We start from the raw sequence: 22523 nt of genomic DNA, 5'->3' as shown, positions 1-22523 counted from the left end.
TGTGGTACTTGGTTAAAGATAACAATCATATATGTAGATGAATAGAAAATAAAGTGTATTTGCAGTGGAAAAAAAGTAGGCTATTAAAAAGTGCATACTTCAAAACACATGGAATGCATATTAAACTAACGAACTGATAGAAACTCGTAAGTTTTAATGTAGTAGTTGTCATGACATATAAAAGGTGTCGTACTGTTACTAAAAAACTTACAGATTTATGCTATTTAAAAATACATGAACTTAAAGCACTTGATTGTCTCCGAAAGGCAACGAGTGCTTTTTTATTAGATAGACATGCTATAAATTTTTAGAAATTATTTTTTATGAATTCAGGCTAACATAAATTATTAGTATTATATAATTGAAAATACATTAGCAAAAGGTGTGGACTCCGTAACCCCATTCGTTAAAGGTGTAGAAATAATGCCAGATGGAAGTGTCGTTAGATCTGGAACGAACTATAGCGGAAAATTCCAAGAAGCCCATGATGCCTCAAAGGCGAGTATTCAGAGTAGGGTCTCGAATTTGGAGAGTGGTGGGGTTAAGGAGACAGGTGAAGGTAGTAATACAAACCCAAACAAAATTAAACTAACTTCAGAACGAGAAAAATACTATCGAATGAAAATAGATGAAGCCAAAGCGCGAGGAAATTATAAGGCAGCAGATGATATTAGATATGATTGTCATTGTGAAGAAACAAAACAACCTTTAGAGCGTAAAGATTGGGACGCTAGGACTGAAAATTTAAGGAAGAGCCAAGAGCGTGGAAGAGAAGAAGAAATAAAAGGGAGAAAAGCCTTGGGAGAACATCTTGATCGCCAATTAGAAGACAATAACGCTGGTGAGGTTGTTACATAAACATCTAGTAGATGTTTAACGTTTAAATATAGGAAGAAAAACAATTAAGCTTTTATTTTATTTAAAATGGATACTCTATTAGTAGTGAATAATAAATAATTTTGCTTTGCTGTCTTAATTAAAATACGATCAGTTGTACCATATGCTGTTCCAATTCGGATTGTGCTTTTTTCTTCAACACCAGCATATGTATTATCTTCCGTTACCTCAGTGATTTCACATAATGGAATATGAATTTTAGAGAATTGTCATGAAATAATTAATTCATCTTTTGTTTTTTCAACATGAATACCTAACATATTACCAGAACCTTTCTATAATAAAATTTCACTCGTACTATTTTATTATACAAATTTATAAATTATATTTCTATTTTTTTACAGAGAGTATACAATTAACAACGAGAAAAAGGTTCATAATTACTTTCATTCCTATTATAACAAATTCTACAATAGAAAACAGAACGTATATTTGGTATAATCGAAATATACTATATGAAACGATGTACATGAGTTTGAGATTTATGAAAAAAGGTAAGTAATACATAATAATACATACGCTATAGGATTCAGTTCATGTTATAAAAATCAATAGTTAGAAAGGAAAAGAAGTATGAATCAAATTTCATTCGAAGATTTATTTGAAGAAGAAAACAAACGAGAAAAGTTGGAGGTAGCTGAGATTCCCGTACCTTTATCGCCCTTACAAAAGGCTATTTTAGAGTTAATTAATTCTGAAGAAATAAGTGCACTTGAGTTATGCGAGCAATTAATACGAGCTGGTAAAATATCAGATGAAAGATTCACAACGGATAAGCCTAAAGCATATGGGCAAGTATGCTTACTATTAGAAGGTTTTGTTAAAGAAGAAAAGCTTATTTTTGTCAAAAGTGATGAGAAAAGAGATAGAGTATATAAATTGAAAGAAGAAGATTCTAGCGAATAAAATGTGTAAAGTATAGTAATGAAATAAGGAAGTCCTCATATTTGTGTTGAAAGATTATTTTCACATAAGCGTGGGGATTTTTTTGAGGGAGGATGTATGAAAGCTATATTGCTAATAATTTTACGGAGTTTTTAAATAAGTTACATGATTAATAGTGGAAAGGGATTTAAACTTATTTGGCTGTGATAAAGCAAATAAAAGGAGTAGTAAAATGAAACCGAATTATTTTACAATCGCAATGTATCCGACTGTAGCATTTAACGAGGAAGAGATATTGAATCGTCTTCTAGATGTATTTGAGTCAAACGAAAAATCCGCTCCTACTCATTGGGGAAACTGTGAAACGATGCAGGTAGAATATAATCGCCAGGAAATCATAGAAAAAGTAATTTCGGAGCGTAGAGTGTCTGAAGTTCAACTCTATCATGATAAAATGACGGGTTATATTCACTTAAGAATATAACCCTATTTATTAGAACCAGTAGTATATAAGGAAATTATCCCACGGGTTATTTGCAAATATTAGACGAGGAATATTTGACGCTGTAAAAGAAAAAATATTTACTCTTATATCATTATTGATGTTGTCCTCAATTTTCCTCATGTAGCACTTGAAAATCAGTAACAAGTGAAACGATTTTTCCTGCTTCATCGATTCCCCAATAGGAAGGATAAAATCCATCTCCATAACCTGAACGGAATATAATGATATTACTTCCTGTTTCCTCACACACCACGCAATTTCCCCAATCTTCATCATGTTCTGTTAGTATGTCATCTATAAGATCATCATACAAACTAGTAAATTCTTCTCCTAGTTCTTGTTGTAACCTATCTTCTATTTCCTCTAACTTATCAATTGCTTCAACATCTGCAAAGCACCCTAAGCCTGTATCAACCGGGTAACCAAAAATATATCCGTCTTCCAGTTCACTGACATTTTGTTCTGGTTTTGTTGCCATCTTCCATCCTACCGCTTTTGACTCCGACAATTTCAATTCAGCACCAGCAATGACTCCATCTTCCTTATGCCACCAAGCAACAATTGAATATGTACCTGGCTGAATTGTTTGTTCGAAGTGATTTTTATTAAAAATAAGAGGATCACAAGCAACAATTTTACCTGAAGTAACTTTTAACTGTTCTAGTGCTTCGGAACGCAGGGCCTCACTATCCGGTTTAGATAATTCACGTAATAACTTTGACATAATGTTTCTCTCCCTTTCCTTTTAAAATATTTGTTGGTGCTGCCTCCCATATATTTTTACATGAGTTACATTTGTGTTCTGTGGTATTTCTAGCGCCTTTGTATGTTCCTATAACTTCGATATTATCGCCATGAACTTCTAAAACCTCTGCGGCATATCATACCCGCGTTTTCTAATAGTTCCTCAACATATTCTTCATGCGTTTTACGTTTTCGGATATATTGCTCCGTACAAGTGTAGATGGAACAAACCTTTATTCATTGAAAAATATAACAAATGAATTTGACTTTAAAATTAGAACCAGTTTTGAGGATGTAAATAATAATCCACCCGTTGATTATATTATTTTAAGGGTAAAAATGCATTAATTAAAAATTCAATAAAAGAAGATTAGACTAGATAGTCTTTCTAGATTAATCTTCTTATTTTATATTCTCAAGGGATATCCCACTTCACTGCGACTCATTGCAATATGTCTACTTCTGTGACACATTACACAATTGTACAGTGATAATGAAGTAATATGAAAAAAATATAAAGATTTAAATTTAATCCTATATATTTTTTATAAATTTTAAAAGTAAATCTCTTATTTTTGGTATGATTGACAGAGACTATTTAATTTCTTATGAATATTCTTAAAAAGAGAGTGATGCTATATGAAATCAATAAATATAAATGGGAATATATATCATATTGAATCTGTTCCTTTTGAAGATAAGAGTGAGCAGGATGAAGAGGGATACTACGAATATTTTTACAAAGGAGTCAATTTATCGTTTCACTCGGACAAAGAAATAATTAAAGCCCGAATTTATGAAGAGGAAGAAATAATATATTTTTTAAAAAATCCATCTCTTGCATTTGGTAAAGATTTTGAAGCTATAAAAGTATATATAATTAAAGAATATGATGTAAATAAATTTAAAATTCCAGGTGAAAAAAAGCCTATATAGAATTATAGCTATAATTCTATATAGGCTTTACCATGACCAATTATAATAAAACAGGAAAACTCACAAAGTATTTATGCCTGTGGGTGATGAAAGGAATGTATTCGAAATTGAGTAAATCAAGTGAAATAAGTAGATTTGAAAATAGATTCTCAGAACATGTGATTGAAATAGCAGCTGTCACAGGGGCATTAGGAATCGGCGCATCAAAAGGCGGTGACAACATTTTGTGGACTGCGTCAATTGATTTGATTGCGTGGAAAGACTTACATACCAATGAAACGATTACAAAAGAAGATATACGACTCGCATGGTTGGTTGATGATGCAGAATGGAGAAAATCAAAAGACATTTTGACAGCAAATACAGTTGTAACATTACAGGTGCGCAAGTCAGAAAATTCATTGATGCTTGTTAAGGTTTTGGAAACACCATATAAAGATGATGAGTTGGAAATCATCTTACAAGATGCAATGAAACCGCTTTTTTATCATGATGAGATGTTGGGTGTGTTCGAACTCGATAAAAGAGTGAAAACTTTTGAAAAGAGAATATCTTGGGCTGGTGAAGAATGTCATTTATATTTTGATTGGAGTGAAGACAAACATATGATGAAGTCTGCACTGGAAACAGCACATGCACTTTTCAAAGAGCAAGATGAATGGGAAATGAAAATGAAAATGTACGCTGCAAAAGAACTGGTAGAGTTAGCAAATGAATGGCTACAAGATGATGATGAAGCAGAAATCGACGAAATTACAAAAGAAATGTTCATTAATTCCATCACATTAAGCAGCTTAAGCGTTTATTCAGAAGGTGATTTTGAAATATTCTTTTCGGATGGAGATATATTTTGGGGGCATTCTATCATTGTAAGCGGAAATATTCATGAGGGGCTCTCTTCGGCTGAGATTGCAGGTTAAAGTGAAACTTCCATTTGCAGCATGTTTATTAGTATATTCAAAAATGATTGATAAGGCAGTAGAGATAAATGGTGAGGATGCATTTATCGATAATAATATACCAGAGTGTACAATAAGTTGGTTGAAGGAAGAATTGAAAAAAATTGATGATAAGTGTATGGAAAAGGGTTCTTTTTGGTGTATGGAAATTGAGAGCTTATATGAATAATTGGAAGTGAAAATGAAAATGTATGGTGCATTGAAGAGGAGTATGGTGATAGTGAAGAATGCTATGAGTACATATTTTAAATTAAGAAAAGAATATTTTGATAGAGGTTTGAATTTCTTATTTAAAACACCGTATAACGAAAAAGTCAATTTCGTTATCTATCATGGGGAAATAGAGGAAGAAGAAATTTCATGGAAACCGGTTGAGAAATATATTAAAACTAATTTAACAATACTTGAGGAGCGGTTCGGAATTAAGTTTCATGATTCAGTTCATCACTATTTTAATTCATATTGGTTTACTGATTTGGATGGGTTTATCGGTGACCATTATATTAGTTTAGAGGCTGTATTGCCAAATATAGAGTTGGACTCTTTCAAAGAGAAGTTAGAAAGGTATGAAAAAAATCATCGTAAGCTAGATAAGATTCCTATAGGAGTAGAAGGAAATGGTTTACTAGTTGTTTTAAATAATGTAAGTGGCAAAGTCGAATTGGAGGATTTCGAACGTGGGTTGTTTATGGAGATTTCGAACAGTTTAAATGAGTTGATTTCTAGTTTGAGATTACAAAAATAGTAAAGTAAAGAATGTTTATATGAATTATAGACCGGCTAGATGGGGTGGGAAAGTGGAATATAGTGGAATGGCTTCAGTTTGGTTTGGAATTTCTAAATCACTCCAAAATCTTGAGGAGTATGTCGATATAGATTACACGATAGATGGTGATTCAGTTCATTCAAAGTTTGGGACGAGCTTTGAATTCGGTTATTATGATGAAGATAATATTGAAATTTGTTTTTATGAGAATAATAAAAGGGAAATTGAACATATTTTAAATGATTTTTCTTATAGTGAACGAATTATTCCTAAAATAAAAAAGCTAGTAAATGGAGATAGTTTAGCGAACGATATTAACTTTGCTATTGTTCTTTATGATTTTAAATATAATGAAGTGAAAAGAGAGGATATGTTTGATGGTTTAGAGGTTACATTTATTGGTTCTATGCCGTACAGGTAGTTTGCAGGGAGCTGCAAATTCATTTCATAAACACATGGATAAACCTTGTAAAGGAGGGATACAAATGCATGCTTTGCCAAATCGTTTAGAAGAAGTCTTGGAAGAAGATATATATAAACGGGAAGATAAAGGTCAGGTGAATGAAGTAATAAATAGGTTAGGTGTAGAAGTGTCTAATACATTTAGAGAGTTTTATTATCGATTTGCAGGACCTTTTTGGGACGAGCACGTTCCTTATGAATTACTTGATATTATAGATGAAGAGAATAATATTGAATATTACACAATTATTGCTCGAAAGGAACATGGATTTCCTAATAAGTATTTAGTTTTAACGGAAATGACAGCAAATGCTGCATTGGTCCTTGATAGTGTAACTGATAAAGTTTACTCAGTAAATTTTGAAGGTGGAGATGAATTACTTTTAAATGGAGAATTAAAGGAGAGTTGGCCAACGTTTTATATGTTTTTGAAAGAATATTTCAAATGTTAAGTGTTGATGGGAGTTAACAATAAGCAGGGACACCTTAGTAATAAGTGCGAGAGGAGTGACGGATAAATGACAATGAACGATTCAGTTTTTGGAGAGATTGAATATAATTATGCTTGGGGTAAGCGTATGCTTATAACTTTTATAGGCAATGTAACTGAGATTGATTTGATGATAGATGGTGAAGAAGATGAGATGTTTGATGAAGGGCAGTATGTAGCGTATCAATCATTAATAAAAAATTGGGAAGAGGTACAAACAAGTTTACTACAGTCTATATTAGACTATTACAAACAAAGGAGATGTGAATTGGGATATGATATTGGAGTGCAAGAAAATTATCCATTAGTTGAAACAACTGATCAAATACTAGAGATGATCGGTTTAGAGGGTATTGTTGTTCCGTATGCAGATATTACGGAAGGGCGAGAGGTTGGAATTACATTTAATTGTACGTGGGATATAGAAAATGGTGTAGGAGTTCGATTATTAAATGAAAAGGTAATGGAAGTAGGTTATCAGGATATTATTTTTTAATATAAGTTAAAAGTAAATGAGGGGATATATAACCTGAATGAAAAAGGTATCAATCTTTATCAGATTGACACCCTAATACGAATCTTTTTTAACACCTTACATACTTACGCTTAAATCCAAGTCTTCCTCTATCAAGTTCTTTCTGAATACTCTCTGTAGCATTTAACAAACTGCTTTTTTTCTTATCACGTTTGATTTCAACTATACCAACTTCTTTTGCAGTCTCAACTGCCTTTTCGTGTAGTGGTACATATGAAATTGCCACGGTGTTTAGGAAATTATTCATAGCGGATTTTGTTCGTTCTGGAGAATGATGAATTGTATCTTTCACCATTTCAAGCATATCGGAAATTTTACTTTCGGAAAATTCATTGTCTTTGCGATTTCCTAATAGCCAACAGTAGCAACTCCAGCCGGCAGACATTTTAAGCTCGTCCCGACTTGCAATCCATTTATCAGCAACATCTTGTGCGATATTTGACTCCGATAAAGTTACTGCCACCACATAATCAGATAGCATATAAAAATATGCCCCGTCTATCCAGCGATCAAAATCAGACTCACTCATAGCTTTTGGATCGGCAATAATACCTGCAAAGTACATAGCATCGTAGTTGCCTGTGGCATAAAGTTCTTCAGCTAATTCTTGATTTAATTTTATTTTTTTAGCGATTGGTTTCATGGCACCTGTAGCTACTCCGAATACTGGCTCATGCGCACCGTTAGATATGTATATTTTTTTCGTTCGTTCCTTACCTAGAGCTTCAAGTTCTTGCATAACTGTTTTAAGATCCATAGTTTTGCAACTTCCTCTCTTCATGTGAAAGCCTTTTTAAGCTTTTCGTATTTCATATGTTAATACTAATTGTATTCAAAAGGTATGTCTACTTTCTAAAAGTATCGAAACTTGGTTTGAATTGTAGATGAAATAAAGAGCTAATTAAAAGAATGGTATAATATAGAAAAAGTAAGTGATGAAAATTAAATAGGGGGAATTTAATTGGAAATAAAATTGAATCGATTATATAGAGAGATAGCGGAAACGGTTCATGCCATGATTCCAGAAGAATGGGAGAAATTTTATTTTTATGCACAAATATCAGAAGATGGAGGGGGAACTTACTTTTTCTATAACAACTTCAGAAATAAAGAAAATTATAAGTATAGTGTAGAAATTCCTTTTAAATACGAAGTTGATGAAGAGGAGTTTGAAAGGAAAGAAGATTTTTTATATAAATTGAGTAAGGAATTAAGAAATGTTTTCAAAGATAATCAGCAAGAGCTTTGGTACTCTTTTACAATGTCTCTGGAACATAGTGGGGAATTTAACATGCATTTCGATTATACAAATTGGTTCGATACAGAATATAGTTTTAGTGATCAGATGATTATTTGGAAACATAAATACTTAGGTGAAGTACCAATTGATGAAAATGATAAAGCGCTAATTCATAAGTATGACAATGAATTTCCGAATAATCCTATTTGACTGAAAGGAAAGAAGAAATGGTTTTTATAAAAATCATGAATTTTAAAGCGTAAGTTGAATGAGAATATATATTCATAATGGAGGACGCTATTAATGGAAGTACACGGAATGGTTTCAATATGGTTCGGTAATATGCAAACGCAAGATCAGTTGGATACATATATAGATGTTACGTATGATGAAGAAGGAGACTCTATACCAGCAAGATTTTTTGTTGATTTTAATATTGATATGATTGATGTAGATGAAGATTTTATTGAAAAGGAAGTGTTAGAAGAAGCGAGTGATGACAGTTCTATGTTATTAACGGGATGTTCATATGATGATAAAATACTTTCTCGAATTAAGGAAGTAGTTAAATTAAATAAATCCTATAATTCTATCGTTTTAATTTATAATTTTCAATATGACAATTCAGTAAGTAATTGTGAAGGTTTTAATTTTGTAACTGCTACAAGTTATCTATAGTTAGAAGTAAAGTACAGTAGAATAAAAATGATTTGTATAGTTTTTCCAATAAATATTTGGTATGATGGTGAATGGGAAAAATATACAAGTTGTTAGTTTTTCAAAAAAGGGGGATTGAATTGAAAAGAACACCTGAATTTGTATTAGGTTTAATTGGTGGCATTTTGGGAATTATTATTTCTATAATATTAATAGTTGTAGCGTTTAATATTATGGAAGGTGTTGATTACGAACTTTTAGCTTATTACTCTATTATTTTAACGGTTCAAATAGGGTTGTTCATTTTAGCGTGTTTAGTAAACAAGGTTAATAATAAAGTTTATGGAGTTTGTATGATTGTGATTCCTATAGTTATGTTATTTATGTCATTATTCTTTTTACTTATTCCGACAATTTTACAAATTATATCTGGTTCATTTGCATTTAGAACATTACAGTTAGAATCGAATGTAAGCTAAATATAATTATTAACGTCTGAATATTCGGTTTTTTAAACATTTTCGTTTGCAGTTCAAATTAACATAAAGCACAAAGTTGTATGCTTTAGGAGGAGAAATAAATGATTATTTGGTCTGGTTGGGGTTTTTTAGTCGCAATTATTGTAATTATTAATACTCTTTTGGGTAAGGCTATTTTTGGATCTATAACGGGGGACGCTACATATTTTCAAGATCATAGTTGGCCAATGGCGGTAATGTTTATTATATCAGGGGTTATGTCTTGGTATTTAGGTAAATATATTAATAAGCCAGATGGTAAAGTTTATATAGATGCCGAAACTGGTGAAAAAGTTATGTTTAACAAAAAACACTCGCTATTTTTTATAAAAATGGAATATTGGGGACCAATTTTAGGAGTTATTGCAGTTGTAACTTTAATTACAAGATAAAAAAAGAGGATGGGTATAGTAAGAGTAATCTATTCAAGTAGAAGGAGAAATCAGTCATGAATGCAAAGAAACTACTAGGGGTAGCAGTTCCGGTCATGTTGTTATTTGGTTGTGGAGTTTCTGAGAAAACGAACACTTCTAAACAGGAGAAAACGGAAGAGTCTAAAGTAAAAGAATCGAAGTCTAATAGTAAGAAAGAAAAAGTTTCAAAGGAAGACTATCCTAATAAAGTGTATAAATTAGGGGTAGAGTTTGATAAGTTGTTTGCGGAGCATAACAATATTACAAGAGATGTTTTTGACGGTAAGAAAAAGAAATCAGATATAGTAGATAGTGTAAAAGAATTAAATAAAGTGTTAGATAAATTTGAGTCGATAGATCCCCCTACAGAGTATGTAAATCAACAAAAGGATTTTGAAAAAGCAATTGGTTATTTTAGAGAGTCTTTTTCTTTAATAAATGAAGTATTCACCCGAAAAGAAAAAAGAGAAAAAGGCGATAAGACTGATAAAGAGTTAATGGAGAAATCCGAAAAGTTAGTGAAAGAAGGAGATATTTACTGGCTTAAGGCATTCAAAGATCTTGAAGGGGATATTAAAATCGGTGACGGTACAGTATCTGTGAAAGATTTGAAAGAGTTAGATAAGAAAGCTGGAATTAATACGGATAACGTTATGAAGAATGTGAAAGATGGTACGGAATTAATCGGTAATTGGGGATTCAAAGGAACAGACGGTTTCATTATGTCACTTATTCTAAAAGGTGATAAGACATTTGAAACGTATGGTAAAGGTGAGTATCCAAATAAAAAGAATTATATTGAAGGCACTTGGGAATATGATAAGGAAGCTTTTACAATCTATTTACATCTTAATAAACGTTTAGTAGACGGTGTAGAAGATACAATTCAAAAAAAGAAAATAGCATATAAAGTTCAAGATTATGATGGGGAAAACTTGCAATTATTTAATGAGACGTCATTTCATACAATTAAGTATGTGAAGCAAAGTTAAAGTTATGAAGGACTAGGTTTAAATGGCCTAGTCCTTCATTAAAGTGCGAGTATGTAAATAATATGTTATCTTTCGTTCTGTTTACTTAATATCATGTTATTCTTTAATAGAAGTAATAAATGGAGTTTTACATTAAATATATGAGGTTGGTTACAAATGATAAAGAAATTTACTAGATTAGTATTAATAGTGGTTATGCCAATCAGTCTTATTACAGGTTGTGGGACTGCTGAAAAAACTGAAGCACAAAAGCCGAAAGCGGTACAAACGGAGAAAAAGGACTATATGGATTACTCATATGGTAGCAAAGGTATATTAGTAAGTGGCAAAGCGAAAGAACGGCAACAATACGAGATTGGATATATGGATGATAATAAATTAATTGGGATTGATGAAAATATTGAAGACTGCATTATTTTAGATAATAAAGATGAAGCAGGTCTCATTTGGAAACAAATAGAGCGAGGATCTATTATTGAAGTGCAATACGGTAAGGATCGCAATGATATCGTAGGCGTGCAATTCGTAGGAGATCGTGAGTCATATGAAATTAGTGATAAGTTTGATCGGAATACGATAAATGAGATTGTTGAAAACGTTAAAGGGAATTTGTAATAGATGTATGTCGATAGTATAGGATCTCTTATTATGAAATTGTATGCCAGTTATTTGTCTAAGTTTAAATTGATTATTTTGACGGTATTTGTAATTAGTTGTAAAATAATGTTTGTTGATGAATTTTATAAAAAGTATGTTAGATGAAATTCATCTGTAGGGATGACATATAAATATTTTCTTAATGGGTATAAAATATGGTAATTTAAATATATAAATAAAAAGAAAATATATTAGGAGTACATAGTAGATTCATATTTTTAAAAATTAATGTGACAATAAAGGGAGGTTGAGATACATACACAGTGGGAGTGTGTATGTATTTATTATAATAATGAATAAGACAATCAAACAACAAGTAATCGCACTATCAACAAGTCTAGTGATTTTAGGGAGCGCACCTTTATCAGCATCAGCAGAAGAGATCAACAAATCTCAAACTGATCAACTTAATATTGCCCAAGGAGAACACGGAACGAGCGGATTAAATTATTCTAATTTCAAGTTGGAAGTTCCTGATCATGTACAAATTAACGAAGCAGAAGTATCTGAAAATGAAAAAATGCTTTTAGAAGAATATAAGCATAAACATGATGAAACAGAAGAATTAAACAAAATGCAAGATGCTAAGAAGGGACAAGTAGCAGAAAAGGAAGCTATTTCAAACATTGAAAAGGCATTTGAATCTGTAGATGGTCGAAATGATGGATCTGATTGTCAAATGAAACCTGTTGCAAAGCCAAGAGGTATTCAATATAGTGCACAGAGTACGAAGAAATATGGAACACTTGCAGGAGTTCCATTTGTGGAGTGGATTGTTCCAGCAGGAAATCCTGATATTCGTCCTGCAAATCCGATGAAAGCACGTTACATTACAATCCATGAGACCGCAAATACAGCTGCTGGTGCTAATGCTGAAAATCATGCGAAATATTTATACAAGCAAGCAACTGAAGGCACTTTCCGAACAGCTTCATGGCATTTTACTGTAGATGATAAACAAATTTATCAACACTTACCAACAAACGAAAATGGTTGGCATGCAGGAGATGGAGATGGTTCAGGAAACAGGGAGTCTATCGGTATCGAGATTGCGGTTAACCAAGACGGTGATTACAATAAAGCGTTAGAAAATGCAAAACGACTTGCAGGTTATTTAATGAACAAAGAAGGAATTGGTGCAGATCATATTTACAAGCATCAACAATGGAGCGGGAAAAAATGTCCTGACATTTTAATTTCACGTGGTAATTGGGCTGGTTTCGTACAAGGAATTCAGTGGTATGCAAATATAAATGCGCAGATTGATACGCCTTTACAAGATAAAAATGACTCATTTAATCCAAATGAAAATAATCCAGCTGAACCTAGCATGGAACTAGTGGTAAATGGTAGTGGCATCAATGTACGTAGTGATGCGGGCATTGAACATCGTGTTGTACGTAAAGCTTCAAACGGAGATCGTTACAAAGTATTAGCGGTTAAAAATGGTTGGTATAAAGTAGGTATTGGAGAATGGATTTTCTATGACCCAAGTTGGATTAAAATTAACTACAATGTACCAAAGGAAGAAGTGCAAAAGCCTAAGGAAGAAGTACAAAAACCAAAAGATGATATTACAGGTGGATGGTTTGAAGGGCATATTCGTAAATTAAACAGTCTAGGTATTATGCAAGGCGAAGGCAATGGTGTATTTGCTCCATATCGAAATGTAACGAGAGCGGAGTTTGCGAAATTAATCTCGAATGCTCTTAAACTACCAGAGGGAAATAAGTCATTTGTAGATATCAATGAGGCACATCCATCACTTCATGACGGTATTAAACGTTGTGCAAGTGCAGGAATTATTAATGGTCGTGGTGAAGGGATTTTTGATCCTAACTCACCAATTACTCGTGAAGAAGTATCTATTATGATTGACAAAGCATTACGATATAAAGGAATTACAGGTGAGTTAGTAGCATTACCATTTACAGATAAGCATTTAATAACATACAAAGAATCGGTTCAACGATTATACAGCTTAAAGGTAGTTAATGGTATTGGAAATAATGAGTTTGATCCTCGAGGCACAGCAACTCGTGGTCAGGCGGCTGCCTTTATTGTGAAGATGTTAGATTCAATGCAAAAATAAAAGGAAACTTTAATCAGTGAGGGCCACTCGCATTGCAATCAAGCAGTTTATTCACCAAATTTTGAAATGAGAGTTTTACTGCCCGCAAATAGCAGAAGAAATTGTATGTAGAAGCTGACATTGGTAGAAGTAAAAAATAAGAAGAATTTGAAAGGAGCTATCCCAAATAATAATTTGGGATAGCTCCTATTTAGTAGGAAGAACAAATTGTATTTGAAAGATTGTAATGTAGAATGCCCTTCCAAGCCCCTCATAAGCCCCTACCAAGTAATAAATCACTAAGAAAAAACAAAAGCAAAAACAAAAACAACTACAAGAACAAAACAAGCGCGAAAAAATGAAACCGGTGTTGTAGTAGTAAAAAAAATTGTAATTCGAATGCCAAAACCATTCCTGCATTCCTATCTTTATAATGAAGGATTAAAATTTTCCTATTTACTAGCAAAGAGTGGAGGGAAACATATGGCGGTATACCGTAATGTGCAGGTGAACTTTTGGCAAGATGAATTCATATTAGATTTAACGCCAGAGGAGCGTTATTTTTACATATATTTGTTAACTGGTACGAAAACGAAGCAATGTGGTATCTACATATTACCGAAGCGTGTGGCAGAGCTTGAAACAGGTTATAGTATGGAGACTGTTGAGAAGTTGCTAAACAGGTTTGTTGAGTATGGAAAGATTCTATATGATACGGAAACGAAAGAGGTATTCATAATAAATTGGTTACACTATAACCCTATTTCAAATACGAATGTGGAGAAGTGCGTATTACGTGAGTTAAAGACTGTAAAAAGTAATGAGTTCATACATATATTTTTACGTAAATGCCTTGAAAAAGAATACAAGATTCCATTAGTACTGCAGCATTTTGGTATGCCAAAAGAAGAGGATAATAGTAGTTCACAAGTAGTTATTGAAGAGAAAGAAGAAGCGGAAGAGGTGGAAACCATAGAAGAGGACGTTCCAAATAGTGAAGTTTTATGAACAAAATATTAGTAGTTTATCCCCATATATTGTGAAGGAATTGAAGAATTGGATACAAAGACTTTCTGGAGAGAAAGTGTTAGAGGCACTTAAAATTGCGTTTGAAAATAATAAGAAAACGTTAGCTTATGTGAAGGGGATTTTGAGGAATTGGTGTAGCAAAAAGTTAAAGGATTTTAGTGGGGAGAAGTCTGTAATGGGAAGTTTAGAGAGAAGGAAATGTATGTTGAGTAGTGTATTTTAATTTACATTAATTTAATATAGAATGTACGTTCGTTTTTGTGAGTTTTATGCTATACTACCATTAAATAAGGGTATTTTTATAATAGATAAAAAGATGCGGGGGGTACAAAGTTTGACTACTAGTACATCTGAGTTGTTTCAATATATTAATATGACAGAAGAACAGAAACAATTATCACAACGATATTTACAGACAAAAGAAGAAGAGATTTTAAAAAATATTCAACTAACGACAATTCGTGATCAAAAAAGAAGTGATTTTGCGGAGAGATTTATAAACGATTTTAGGAAAGTGCATAAACAAGATCCGGATTTTTTTCGATTATTTTACCATATACTCGAGGAGCAATTATTAAATGTTCTTGTAGTCCGTTTTGCGCATGTCAGTTTTTCTAAAATGAAGATTTATTTAGAAAAAAGTGCACTTCCTTTGGACAAACTTGTAGCAATCGCATGTAAATATTTATCCAGTATTTCAAGTTATGTAAATGAAGCAGATGTTTTTCTTAGAGAGTTAACAAAAGAGAGTCCGAACTATATAGAGGGACAATTACATACTTTACCAACTAAGCAACAATTAACATTACTTCTCATAATGTTTGATGTAGATTATGAAAAGTTTCGTACATATAGTTCTTTATTGAATGAAAGGTTAGAAGAACATACAGAATTTATATTGAAACTGCTAGGGGAAAAGGAAAAGGTTGAAGCAGTTAAACGGTATTTAAAAGGTGAAGATGATAGTGAAGTATTTATAGGTGGGAATTTATCGGAACATATTTGGCGGCTATTATTTTGTGTTCATAAATATTCGAATGTTGCGAGGCGATATATTGAAATATTGGCGAAGAAAAATGTTTGGGGTTTTATAAACTATGCAACACGTTATATGTGTCACACTCTCGGTCAGTCTCAAAACTACAAAAAAACTGGTAGTGTAAATAGAGAAACATATGAAGAAATTCAAAGTTTTTGTACACAGTTTTGGATTTCTAAGGAAAGATTTTTTGCGCATCGTCTAAGGCAACATGATTTAAATAGTGAGGATTTTTGTAAGACGTATGAATATGAATTGCTATGCTTTATGTTGGAGGAAGATCCTGAATGTATTCAACATACTTTGCAATATGTAAGTAAAATGAATTATCTCATCATCGCACGAACGTTAGCTGAAAAAGGATATGAGCTAAATATAGGGAAAATGCGAGAAGAATTTTTTGTTGCTGCTTTGCAAATAAAATTGTCTACAGTGCGGGATACATATCGTGATTATTTACAAGGGAAATTGTCACTTGAGGATATGAAGCAAATACTTAAAAATCCGAAATATAGGAGTATGTATTGGGGTATGCCGGTGTTAGAGGTTGCGCTTCTTTGGGATATAGATGATGTAGCGAAGAGGGAAGCTGTACTTACACTACAGTTTGGAGATGATGATAGTGTTAATTTATACGAACTTCTTTACGAATGTTCTGTCAGAGGAGTAGAACCGAAACAAGTATTAGAAGATCTGCTTTCGTATGGGTTAAGTAAGGAAAAGCTTATCGCTTATGCAGTTGAAGAAGCTGCATGCTACAGTGAAGAGAGAAATAAGGCGAAGGAAGCGCTTGTTTGTGTAATTGTAAAAGAACAAGCGTACATCATTGAAAGATTTGATGAGTATTCTGCTGTGGCCAAAGCATATATTTTAGAAGAGTTAGCAAAGGATAACATGATTAAAATGCGTCCAATTTTAATTAAAAGCTTAGGAGATTCATCTAAAAAAATGCGTGAGTCTGTAGTTAAACTGCTTTCAAAAGATGTGGAAGCTGCAGCAGATGTAGCAGTTGAACTTCATAATAAAAAGAAGATTGTTCGTGAAAATGTGATGAAAATACTAATAGAGTATAAGCTTGAAAAATATACGAAAATTGTACAGGAAGCTTTGCAAGAAAGTAAAAATGAATCTTTCGCAGGAAAATTCTCATTTTTATTCCAAACGGAGGAAGAAAAAATAGAAGAACTATGTGCACGTATTTTAACTGAACAAATAAGAAATTCACTTCTGCAATTGATTGGGGATGAGCCACAAATCCGTTTACGTGACTCTGATGAAATTGCTGATGCTGCAATTCCGTTAGCCTATTTACAACAGTATATTTCAGATGCTGTTATTGAGAAGAAAGAAACGGCAGAAGTAATTGGTAGAGCTTTAAATGAAGAGGACTTAAAAGAATGTGTGCAAACAATATATCAAATATGGATTTCTCAAGACGCAGATGTGAAGAAGCGTGGAATTCTTTCGTTATACGGAATGTATAGTGACGACAAAATGGTCGACATACTTATAAAGCAAATTGATGAATGGGTGCTTCAAATGAGAGGAAAGATAGCAGCGGATGCCGTTCGTGCTTTAGGTTTGTCTTCATCTAAGCTTGCACTTATGTCTATTCATGCAATAGCATTTAAATATAAACATAAGCAAGTACGTAATGCAGCAAAAGAAGCGCTAAGTCTTGCTGCGAAAACACGTGGTATAACAGAGGAAGAGCTGGAAGATCAATTGGTGCCGGACCTCGGCTTTACTATACAGGGTGAAAAGATAATTGATTTCGGGAATCGAAGTTTTACTGCCATTTTAACTACAGAGTCAAAAATTGAATTAGAGACAGAAGAAGGAAAACGTATGAAGTCACTTCCAAAGCCGAATGCAAAAGATGATGTAGAAAAGGCTGAAGAGGCTAAAAAAGAATTAGCCTCTTTAAAGAAGGAACTCCGAACTACTCTTTCAATGCAAAAACAACGATTAGAAGCGGCACTTTCGTTAAAGGGTTATTGGTCACATAATGCATGGAAATCTGTATTTATGGATAATCCAATTATGAAGCAATTTTCTATTTCACTCATTTGGGGTGAGTATAAGGAAGGGAAGTTGCTGAAGGCATTCCGTTATGCAGAAGGTGGCGTGTTCTGTACAATTGACGGGAAGAGTTATGAACTTTCATCTGGCACTGTTATTGGTTTCGTTCATCCGTTAGAATTGTCTGGGGCGGAGAAGGAATTATGGAAAGAGCAATTAGAAAGTGCGGGAATTGTTCAGCCGTTCCTACAAATTGAGCGTCCAGTGTTTGTAGTAGAAAAGAATGATGAGAGTGCTATTGAGAGATTTGGCGGTATTTTACTAAATGGTCGTTCGTTATTCGGTAAGATGACGAAGCTTGGATGGATCCGTGGGTCTGTTCAAGATGGCGGTGTATATTATACATTTTACAAAGAAGATACTCGTACCGGATTAGGCGTGCAATTGTCATTTAGCGGAGCTCCGATTGGTTATGAAGATGAAGAAGATGTATGTGTATTTGACATTCAATTTTATAAAGCAGGTACAGTGAAGCGTGGTTCATATGAATACGATGAGATTGATGATGAAAGACGCATTGTACCAAAAGAAGTAGATAAACGCTTCTTTAGTGAAATGTTATATGATGTCCAAGTAGCGACAGATTCAAATCTTGGGCATAATGAAAGTTGGCGTAGCGAACGATAAGAAAAACCCCCTTCATTGGTAGGAAAATGAAGGGGGTTTTTCAATGTCTTTAAAAGGTTCTTTCTCAAAAAGAAGCGAATAGTGTGAGAAAGGGGTGGTTATATGGAAGTCGTTATAAAGAAGAAACGAAAAAGGGGAAAAAGAATTTTTATTTGGGCTAGTAGTATCGTTCTTTTGTTAGTTATTTCCGCTGCGATTTTTTTGAACATATATACGCTGAAATCTATGCCAAAGATAGATGGAACGATAAAGCTAGAGGATTTACAACACGCTGTTACGGTGAAGCGGGATAGTAAAGGTGTCCCGCATATTAAATCGGAAAATGCACATGATTTATATTTTTCACAAGGATATGTACAAGCGCAAGATCGGTTGTTTCAAATGGATTTAAGTAGAAGACAAGCTTCTGGTATGTTAAGTGAAGTTGTTGGGGAAGCAGCTGTTGACCGAGATAAATTGTTTCGAACACTCGGTTTACGGCGAGCGGCCGAAGCTTCAGTTAGTCAATATAATGGAGAAGCGAAAGATGCCCTGCAGTCATTTGCTGATGGGGTGAACGCTTTTATACGTGAGGCGAAAAAGGAAAAGAAATTACCAGTTGAGTTTACTATATTAGGTTATGAACCTGCTGAGTGGTCAATTGTTGATACTTTAACGATTGGGAAGTATATGGCGTTTGACTTAGGAGGACATTGGCACGGACAGGCATTTCGATATTGGGCGCTGAAAAATCTTCCGAAAGAGCAAGCAAATGAGCTATTTCCTAAATATCCGAAAGATGCTCCTAGATTGCTAGCTGAACTGAAAAATACAAATGTGGACGTAGCGCAAAGTTTTTCAAAAACGATAATTCCCCCGGAGTTTAACGGTAGTAATAACTGGGTTGTGAGCGGTGAGAAGAGTGCGTCAGGTAAGCCGATTTTAGCAGATGACCCTCATTTATCCCTTGCGACACCTTCTATATGGTATCAAACGAGACTTGAAACGAAAGATTTAAATGTGAGTGGCGTTATTTTCGCTGGAGTACCAGGTGTTATATTAGGCCACAATGACAAAATAGCGTGGGGCGTTACGAATACGGGGCCTGATGTGCAAGATTTATATATTGAGAAGAGAAATCCTAATAATGAAAATGAATTTCTGTATAACGATAAATGGGAGAAAGCTACGGTAGTTGATGAATCGATTAAAGTAAAAGGCGGGAAGACAATTCCTTATAACGTTACGATTACGAGGCATGGGCCAGTAATTTCAGAGTTTGCGGATAAGGGGAAGGAGAAAACGAAAACCGTCTTCTCTTTAAAGTGGACTGCTTTAGAACCGTCAGCTGAGCTAAAAGCTGTATTAAATATGAACAAAGCAAAAGACTGGACGGAGTTTGAAACCGCTCTTCAAGATTTCCATACACCAACGCAAAACTTTGTGTTTGCATCAAACGATGGCACGATTGCTTATAAAGCGAATGGAAATATACCAGTGCGTAAAAAAGGCGATGGTAGCTTGCCTGTTCCAGGATGGACAGATGAATATGAATGGGAAGGATATATTCCATTTGATCAGCTGCCGAAAGTTATAAATCCGAAAGAAGGTTTTATTTCAACTGCGAATAATAAAATTGTTGATGATGATTATCCGTATCATATTAGCAATACGTGGGCGCAGCCATATAGGCAAATGCGTATTCAAGAATTTTTGCAAGAGAAGGAAAAGTATACGGTGAAAGATTTAGAAGAGTTACAGATGGATCAAAAGAATTTATATGGGAAAGAGTTTACTCCTATATTTTTAAAAGAGTTAAATAAAGCATCTTTAAATGAGGTAGAGAAAGAAGGCGTAGACCAATTAACAAAGTGGAATTTTTACGATAGTAAAGATGAAGCGGCACCATTAATATTCCATTTGTTAATGAAAGAGATTTCAAATACGTTATTTTCAAAAGAAATACCGAAAGATGTAATGGAGTTATTTGAAGGGAAGTCACAAGTTGTTGATGAATTGATTCGAAAAGAAGTAGCGGGAGAAAATAGCGTTTGGTTTACGAAGTACGGAGGTTTCACAAAAGTTGTGCATACATCGTACGAGAATGTAATGAAGAAATTGCAGAAGGAATATGGACCCGATATTGGAGAGTGGAAGTGGGGCGATTACCATCAACTCGCTTTTACACATCCAATTTCGAAATCATCGAGTATGTTAGCATTACTCGCTTTTAATCGTGAGAAACCAGTTCCGATTGGTGGGAGCCAAGTTACCGTGCAAGCAGCGAGTTACGGCGAAAACGGCATTGTAAATCACGGGGCGTCTTGGAGATTCATTATTGATACGAAAGATATGTCAAACGGTTATCATATCGTAGGGCCAGGACAGTCGGGCCATTTTAGAAGCGATTGGTATCATGATCAAATAGATGATTGGGTAAATGGCACGTATCATACGACTACATTGAATACGGAGGGGATAGAGGGGAAGGTGCTAAATTTAGAACCGAAGTGATAGGGTGTTTTTGTTTGTGGAGGGAACTAGTAATACTCTTTTTGATAATGAAAGCTTATCATTTAGAACATAACCCAGTTCTTAAATAATTTTAACAGCCAGCCTACTATCATTTAATTTGATAGTAGGCTGTTTCCATCTTCGAAATACGCTGTAGCAACTTCTTCAGGATTACGATTATTTCCACATGCTGTAAGTGCTGTAACTAATAAAGTCATTACAACTATTAACATGATCATTCCAGTTTTGAGGGGAATTAGTTAACAAAGACTAGGTATTATTTGCAACAGAACTGTTCCTCTATCCCCCTTGTTTCATCATTTTTCTAGGCCAGCCAACTTGACAAATGTTTTTTTATCAAACTACAATGAAAATCATTATCAATAATATAGGGAGGATACTTTGGTCAATAAATGAAAAACAATATATTTATAGGTTAATAATCAGATTTTGTTAAGTTGTATGTACTATTTTTAGTTTAGCGTTTCCCAGAATGTACACCAATTAATCTCGCGAATTACAAGAAAACTATTATTGAAATGAGGCGTGTATTGTGAAGTTAGACGTGAATGAGTTAGCAGAGTATCTTGCCAATACTCCTTTCCGAGTAGAAGGAGTATATCGTTATGCTAAAAATCCAGGTGTGCCTTTTGCTGAGTCTACAGATTCTTTCCCAGGATTTGTATTTCCAATTACAGGGAAGACGCAATTTCAATTTAATGGTACGCCGTATACTCTTTCCCCAGGAAAAGTTATACATGGGGGTGCAAAAATGACATTAGCCCATAAAATGCTTGGTGAAATAAACTGGGAATATATTCTTGTTTTATATCGGATAAGCAATTCAGAACGAGAAGACTCTGGATTTACTCATCAGCATTTTGAATTATTAACAGGACAATCTCCTCGTCTTGTCGAATTACTTATGCGTCTTTGGGATGTATATAATCAGCGTGGAGGCATTTCGATGTTTCAGACCGAAATGCTGTTTCGCGAAGCGTTGAATGAAGCTTTATTAAGTGTTTTCAATAGAGAAAGCAATTATGAGTCGCATACTTTATTCGAACGAATATCTAGTTACGTTCGTAAATACTATTATAAAGATATTACAATTCATACACTTACAGAACAAAATAATGTTAATCGAAATCGTCTTTCTTACGTGTTTAGAAAGCATGCAGGTATGGGGGCAGCAGAATATTTATTGAACTATCGTATAAAGATGGCTCAAAAAATGTTATGTACAAGTGATGTGCCTGTACAACAAATTGCGCAGGCTGTTGGAATCGCAGACCCTTTTTATTTTAGTAGAGTTTTCAAGAAGCGAGTTGGCATTTCGCCTACTAAATATCGCGAGAAGTTCATCAATAATCCATACTAATGTCAACAGGGGTCCATTCTTATTTGAAAATCACTGTTCTATACTTATGGAGAGTTAAAGGAAACATTGGATTGAAAGTACTTTCATTGAAATCACTCCTTTGTACTATCTGAATGAAAAGTTCTGGCCGGAGCATTTTCTTTTT

Annotated in this window: 21 protein-coding genes and 3 pseudogenes; 21 read left to right on the top strand and 3 right to left on the bottom strand. The window is 33.8% G+C overall.

Annotated features, from left to right (window positions below):
• Positions 1 to 384: 384 nt before the first annotated feature.
• A pseudogene (locus MKY21_RS16310) lies at positions 385 to 855 on the top strand (ADP-ribosyltransferase); the annotation flags it as partial.
• Between the two features lie 47 nt (positions 856 to 902).
• Here MKY21_RS16310 and MKY21_RS16305 read toward each other — a convergent pair.
• Positions 903 to 1094: a SunI/YnzG family protein gene (locus MKY21_RS16305; RefSeq protein WP_078438867.1), complete on the bottom strand. Its 192-nt coding sequence runs from the start codon at positions 1092 to 1094 to the stop codon at positions 903 to 905.
• A 376-nt stretch (positions 1095 to 1470) separates the two neighbouring features.
• Between MKY21_RS16305 and MKY21_RS16300 the strand changes: the two genes are divergently transcribed.
• Positions 1471 to 1803, top strand: a complete 333-nt coding sequence (locus tag MKY21_RS16300) for a DUF3895 domain-containing protein (protein WP_001071926.1) — start codon at positions 1471 to 1473, stop codon at positions 1801 to 1803.
• 211 nt (positions 1804 to 2014) lie between these two features.
• Complete coding sequence (locus MKY21_RS16295) at positions 2015 to 2266, top strand: hypothetical protein (protein ID WP_000804105.1); 252 nt, start codon at positions 2015 to 2017, stop codon at positions 2264 to 2266.
• Between the two features lie 127 nt (positions 2267 to 2393).
• On the opposite strand, the gene MKY21_RS16290 is transcribed toward MKY21_RS16295, so the two are convergent.
• Entirely contained in the window at positions 2394 to 3011 is a 618-nt protein-coding gene (locus tag MKY21_RS16290; RefSeq protein ID WP_000040618.1) for a DUF4241 domain-containing protein, read from the bottom strand.
• Positions 3012 to 3670: 659 nt separating this feature from the next.
• Here MKY21_RS16290 and MKY21_RS16285 point away from each other — a divergent pair.
• The 7 genes and pseudogenes from MKY21_RS16285 to MKY21_RS16255 all read left to right on the top strand — a co-directional run bounded on the left by MKY21_RS16285 (position 3671) and on the right by MKY21_RS16255 (position 7140).
• The gene (locus MKY21_RS16285) at positions 3671 to 3967 is read left to right on the top strand and encodes a hypothetical protein (RefSeq protein WP_002178507.1); all 297 of its coding nucleotides are present in this window, start codon (positions 3671 to 3673) and stop codon (positions 3965 to 3967) included.
• Positions 3968 to 4053: 86 nt separating this feature from the next.
• A complete protein-coding gene (locus MKY21_RS16280) occupies positions 4054 to 4887 on the top strand; it encodes a DUF2262 domain-containing protein (protein WP_137074869.1) in 834 nt (277 codons plus the stop codon).
• Between the two features lie 13 nt (positions 4888 to 4900).
• Positions 4901 to 5095: pseudogene (locus MKY21_RS16275) on the top strand (SUKH-4 family immunity protein); the annotation flags it as partial.
• Positions 5096 to 5158: 63 nt separating this feature from the next.
• Positions 5159 to 5671 (top strand): SecY-interacting protein Syd, encoded by a 513-nt coding sequence (locus tag MKY21_RS16270; protein ID WP_153595442.1) that lies wholly within the window; start codon positions 5159 to 5161, stop codon positions 5669 to 5671.
• 19 nt (positions 5672 to 5690) lie between these two features.
• Positions 5691 to 6113: an immunity 22 family protein gene (locus MKY21_RS16265; protein ID WP_002024467.1), complete on the top strand. Its 423-nt coding sequence runs from the start codon at positions 5691 to 5693 to the stop codon at positions 6111 to 6113.
• Positions 6114 to 6177: 64 nt separating this feature from the next.
• Positions 6178 to 6606 (top strand): SMI1/KNR4 family protein, encoded by a 429-nt coding sequence (locus MKY21_RS16260; RefSeq protein ID WP_000543093.1) that lies wholly within the window; start codon positions 6178 to 6180, stop codon positions 6604 to 6606.
• Between the two features lie 66 nt (positions 6607 to 6672).
• On the top strand, positions 6673 to 7140 hold the full coding sequence (locus tag MKY21_RS16255; protein ID WP_000178425.1) for a DUF6985 domain-containing protein: 468 nt from the start codon (positions 6673 to 6675) through the stop codon (positions 7138 to 7140).
• An 88-nt stretch (positions 7141 to 7228) separates the two neighbouring features.
• Here the strand turns inward: MKY21_RS16255 and MKY21_RS16250 are convergent, their stop codons facing one another.
• Positions 7229 to 7936, bottom strand: a complete 708-nt coding sequence (locus MKY21_RS16250) for a DNA alkylation repair protein (protein ID WP_137074867.1) — start codon at positions 7934 to 7936, stop codon at positions 7229 to 7231.
• 204 nt (positions 7937 to 8140) lie between these two features.
• Here MKY21_RS16250 and MKY21_RS16245 point away from each other — a divergent pair, with 204 nt between their 5' ends.
• The 11 genes and pseudogenes from MKY21_RS16245 to MKY21_RS16195 all read left to right on the top strand — a co-directional run bounded on the left by MKY21_RS16245 (position 8141) and on the right by MKY21_RS16195 (position 22378).
• Positions 8141 to 8629: an antitoxin YezG family protein gene (locus MKY21_RS16245; protein WP_000403547.1), complete on the top strand. Its 489-nt coding sequence runs from the start codon at positions 8141 to 8143 to the stop codon at positions 8627 to 8629.
• 93 nt (positions 8630 to 8722) lie between these two features.
• The gene (locus MKY21_RS16240) at positions 8723 to 9097 is read left to right on the top strand and encodes an immunity 22 family protein (protein ID WP_065212266.1); all 375 of its coding nucleotides are present in this window, start codon (positions 8723 to 8725) and stop codon (positions 9095 to 9097) included.
• 119 nt (positions 9098 to 9216) lie between these two features.
• Complete coding sequence (locus tag MKY21_RS16235) at positions 9217 to 9555, top strand: DUF4064 domain-containing protein (RefSeq protein WP_065212265.1); 339 nt, start codon at positions 9217 to 9219, stop codon at positions 9553 to 9555.
• Positions 9556 to 9656: 101 nt separating this feature from the next.
• Positions 9657 to 9986, top strand: a complete 330-nt coding sequence (locus MKY21_RS16230; protein ID WP_000587854.1) for a hypothetical protein — start codon at positions 9657 to 9659, stop codon at positions 9984 to 9986.
• 56 nt (positions 9987 to 10042) lie between these two features.
• A complete protein-coding gene (locus MKY21_RS16225; protein ID WP_341076860.1) occupies positions 10043 to 10999 on the top strand; it encodes a DUF3994 domain-containing protein in 957 nt (318 codons plus the stop codon).
• Between the two features lie 156 nt (positions 11000 to 11155).
• The gene (locus MKY21_RS16220; RefSeq protein WP_000591642.1) at positions 11156 to 11614 is read left to right on the top strand and encodes a hypothetical protein; all 459 of its coding nucleotides are present in this window, start codon (positions 11156 to 11158) and stop codon (positions 11612 to 11614) included.
• A gap of 334 nt (positions 11615 to 11948) precedes the next feature.
• Complete coding sequence (locus tag MKY21_RS16215) at positions 11949 to 13748, top strand: S-layer homology domain-containing protein (protein WP_341077927.1); 1800 nt, start codon at positions 11949 to 11951, stop codon at positions 13746 to 13748.
• Positions 13749 to 14210: 462 nt separating this feature from the next.
• Positions 14211 to 14979, top strand: a pseudogene (locus tag MKY21_RS16210) (DnaD domain-containing protein).
• A gap of 111 nt (positions 14980 to 15090) precedes the next feature.
• Positions 15091 to 18504 (top strand): DUF4132 domain-containing protein, encoded by a 3414-nt coding sequence (locus tag MKY21_RS16205; RefSeq protein ID WP_341076856.1) that lies wholly within the window; start codon positions 15091 to 15093, stop codon positions 18502 to 18504.
• A gap of 102 nt (positions 18505 to 18606) precedes the next feature.
• Positions 18607 to 20997, top strand: coding sequence for a penicillin acylase family protein (locus MKY21_RS16200; RefSeq protein WP_341076853.1), 2391 nt, complete (start codon positions 18607 to 18609; stop codon positions 20995 to 20997).
• Positions 20998 to 21550: 553 nt separating this feature from the next.
• The gene (locus MKY21_RS16195) at positions 21551 to 22378 is read left to right on the top strand and encodes a helix-turn-helix transcriptional regulator (protein WP_000762815.1); all 828 of its coding nucleotides are present in this window, start codon (positions 21551 to 21553) and stop codon (positions 22376 to 22378) included.
• Positions 22379 to 22523: the final 145 nt, after the last annotated feature.

This window comes from Bacillus sp. FSL R9-9497 (assembly GCF_038005805.1).
Lineage (GTDB): Bacteria > Bacillota > Bacilli > Bacillales > Bacillaceae_G > Bacillus_A > Bacillus_A cereus.
Note: the sequence above shows the minus strand (reverse complement) of the source record. Positions and strands in the feature narration are given on the sequence as shown.

What these genes read in the sequence shown, in the direction of transcription:
- MKY21_RS16300 (WP_001071926.1), top strand. Translation starts at nt 1,471, where the DNA reads ATGAATCAAATTTCATTCGAAGATTTATTTGAAGAAGAAAACAAACGA.
- MKY21_RS16295 (WP_000804105.1), top strand. Translation starts at nt 2,015, where the DNA reads ATGAAACCGAATTATTTTACAATCGCAATGTATCCGACTGTAGCATTT.
- MKY21_RS16290 (WP_000040618.1), bottom strand. Translation starts at nt 3,011, where the DNA reads ATGTCAAAGTTATTACGTGAATTATCTAAACCGGATAGTGAGGCCCTG.
- MKY21_RS16285 (WP_002178507.1), top strand. Translation starts at nt 3,671, where the DNA reads ATGAAATCAATAAATATAAATGGGAATATATATCATATTGAATCTGTT.
- MKY21_RS16280 (WP_137074869.1), top strand. Translation starts at nt 4,054, where the DNA reads ATGAAAGGAATGTATTCGAAATTGAGTAAATCAAGTGAAATAAGTAGA.
- MKY21_RS16270 (WP_153595442.1), top strand. Translation starts at nt 5,159, where the DNA reads ATGAGTACATATTTTAAATTAAGAAAAGAATATTTTGATAGAGGTTTG.
- MKY21_RS16265 (WP_002024467.1), top strand. Translation starts at nt 5,691, where the DNA reads ATGAATTATAGACCGGCTAGATGGGGTGGGAAAGTGGAATATAGTGGA.
- MKY21_RS16260 (WP_000543093.1), top strand. Translation starts at nt 6,178, where the DNA reads ATGCATGCTTTGCCAAATCGTTTAGAAGAAGTCTTGGAAGAAGATATA.
- MKY21_RS16255 (WP_000178425.1), top strand. Translation starts at nt 6,673, where the DNA reads ATGACAATGAACGATTCAGTTTTTGGAGAGATTGAATATAATTATGCT.
- MKY21_RS16250 (WP_137074867.1), bottom strand. Translation starts at nt 7,936, where the DNA reads ATGGATCTTAAAACAGTTATGCAAGAACTTGAAGCTCTAGGTAAGGAA.
- MKY21_RS16240 (WP_065212266.1), top strand. Translation starts at nt 8,723, where the DNA reads ATGGAAGTACACGGAATGGTTTCAATATGGTTCGGTAATATGCAAACG.
- MKY21_RS16230 (WP_000587854.1), top strand. Translation starts at nt 9,657, where the DNA reads ATGATTATTTGGTCTGGTTGGGGTTTTTTAGTCGCAATTATTGTAATT.
- MKY21_RS16225 (WP_341076860.1), top strand. Translation starts at nt 10,043, where the DNA reads ATGAATGCAAAGAAACTACTAGGGGTAGCAGTTCCGGTCATGTTGTTA.
- MKY21_RS16220 (WP_000591642.1), top strand. Translation starts at nt 11,156, where the DNA reads ATGATAAAGAAATTTACTAGATTAGTATTAATAGTGGTTATGCCAATC.
- MKY21_RS16215 (WP_341077927.1), top strand. Translation starts at nt 11,949, where the DNA reads ATGAATAAGACAATCAAACAACAAGTAATCGCACTATCAACAAGTCTA.
- MKY21_RS16200 (WP_341076853.1), top strand. Translation starts at nt 18,607, where the DNA reads ATGGAAGTCGTTATAAAGAAGAAACGAAAAAGGGGAAAAAGAATTTTT.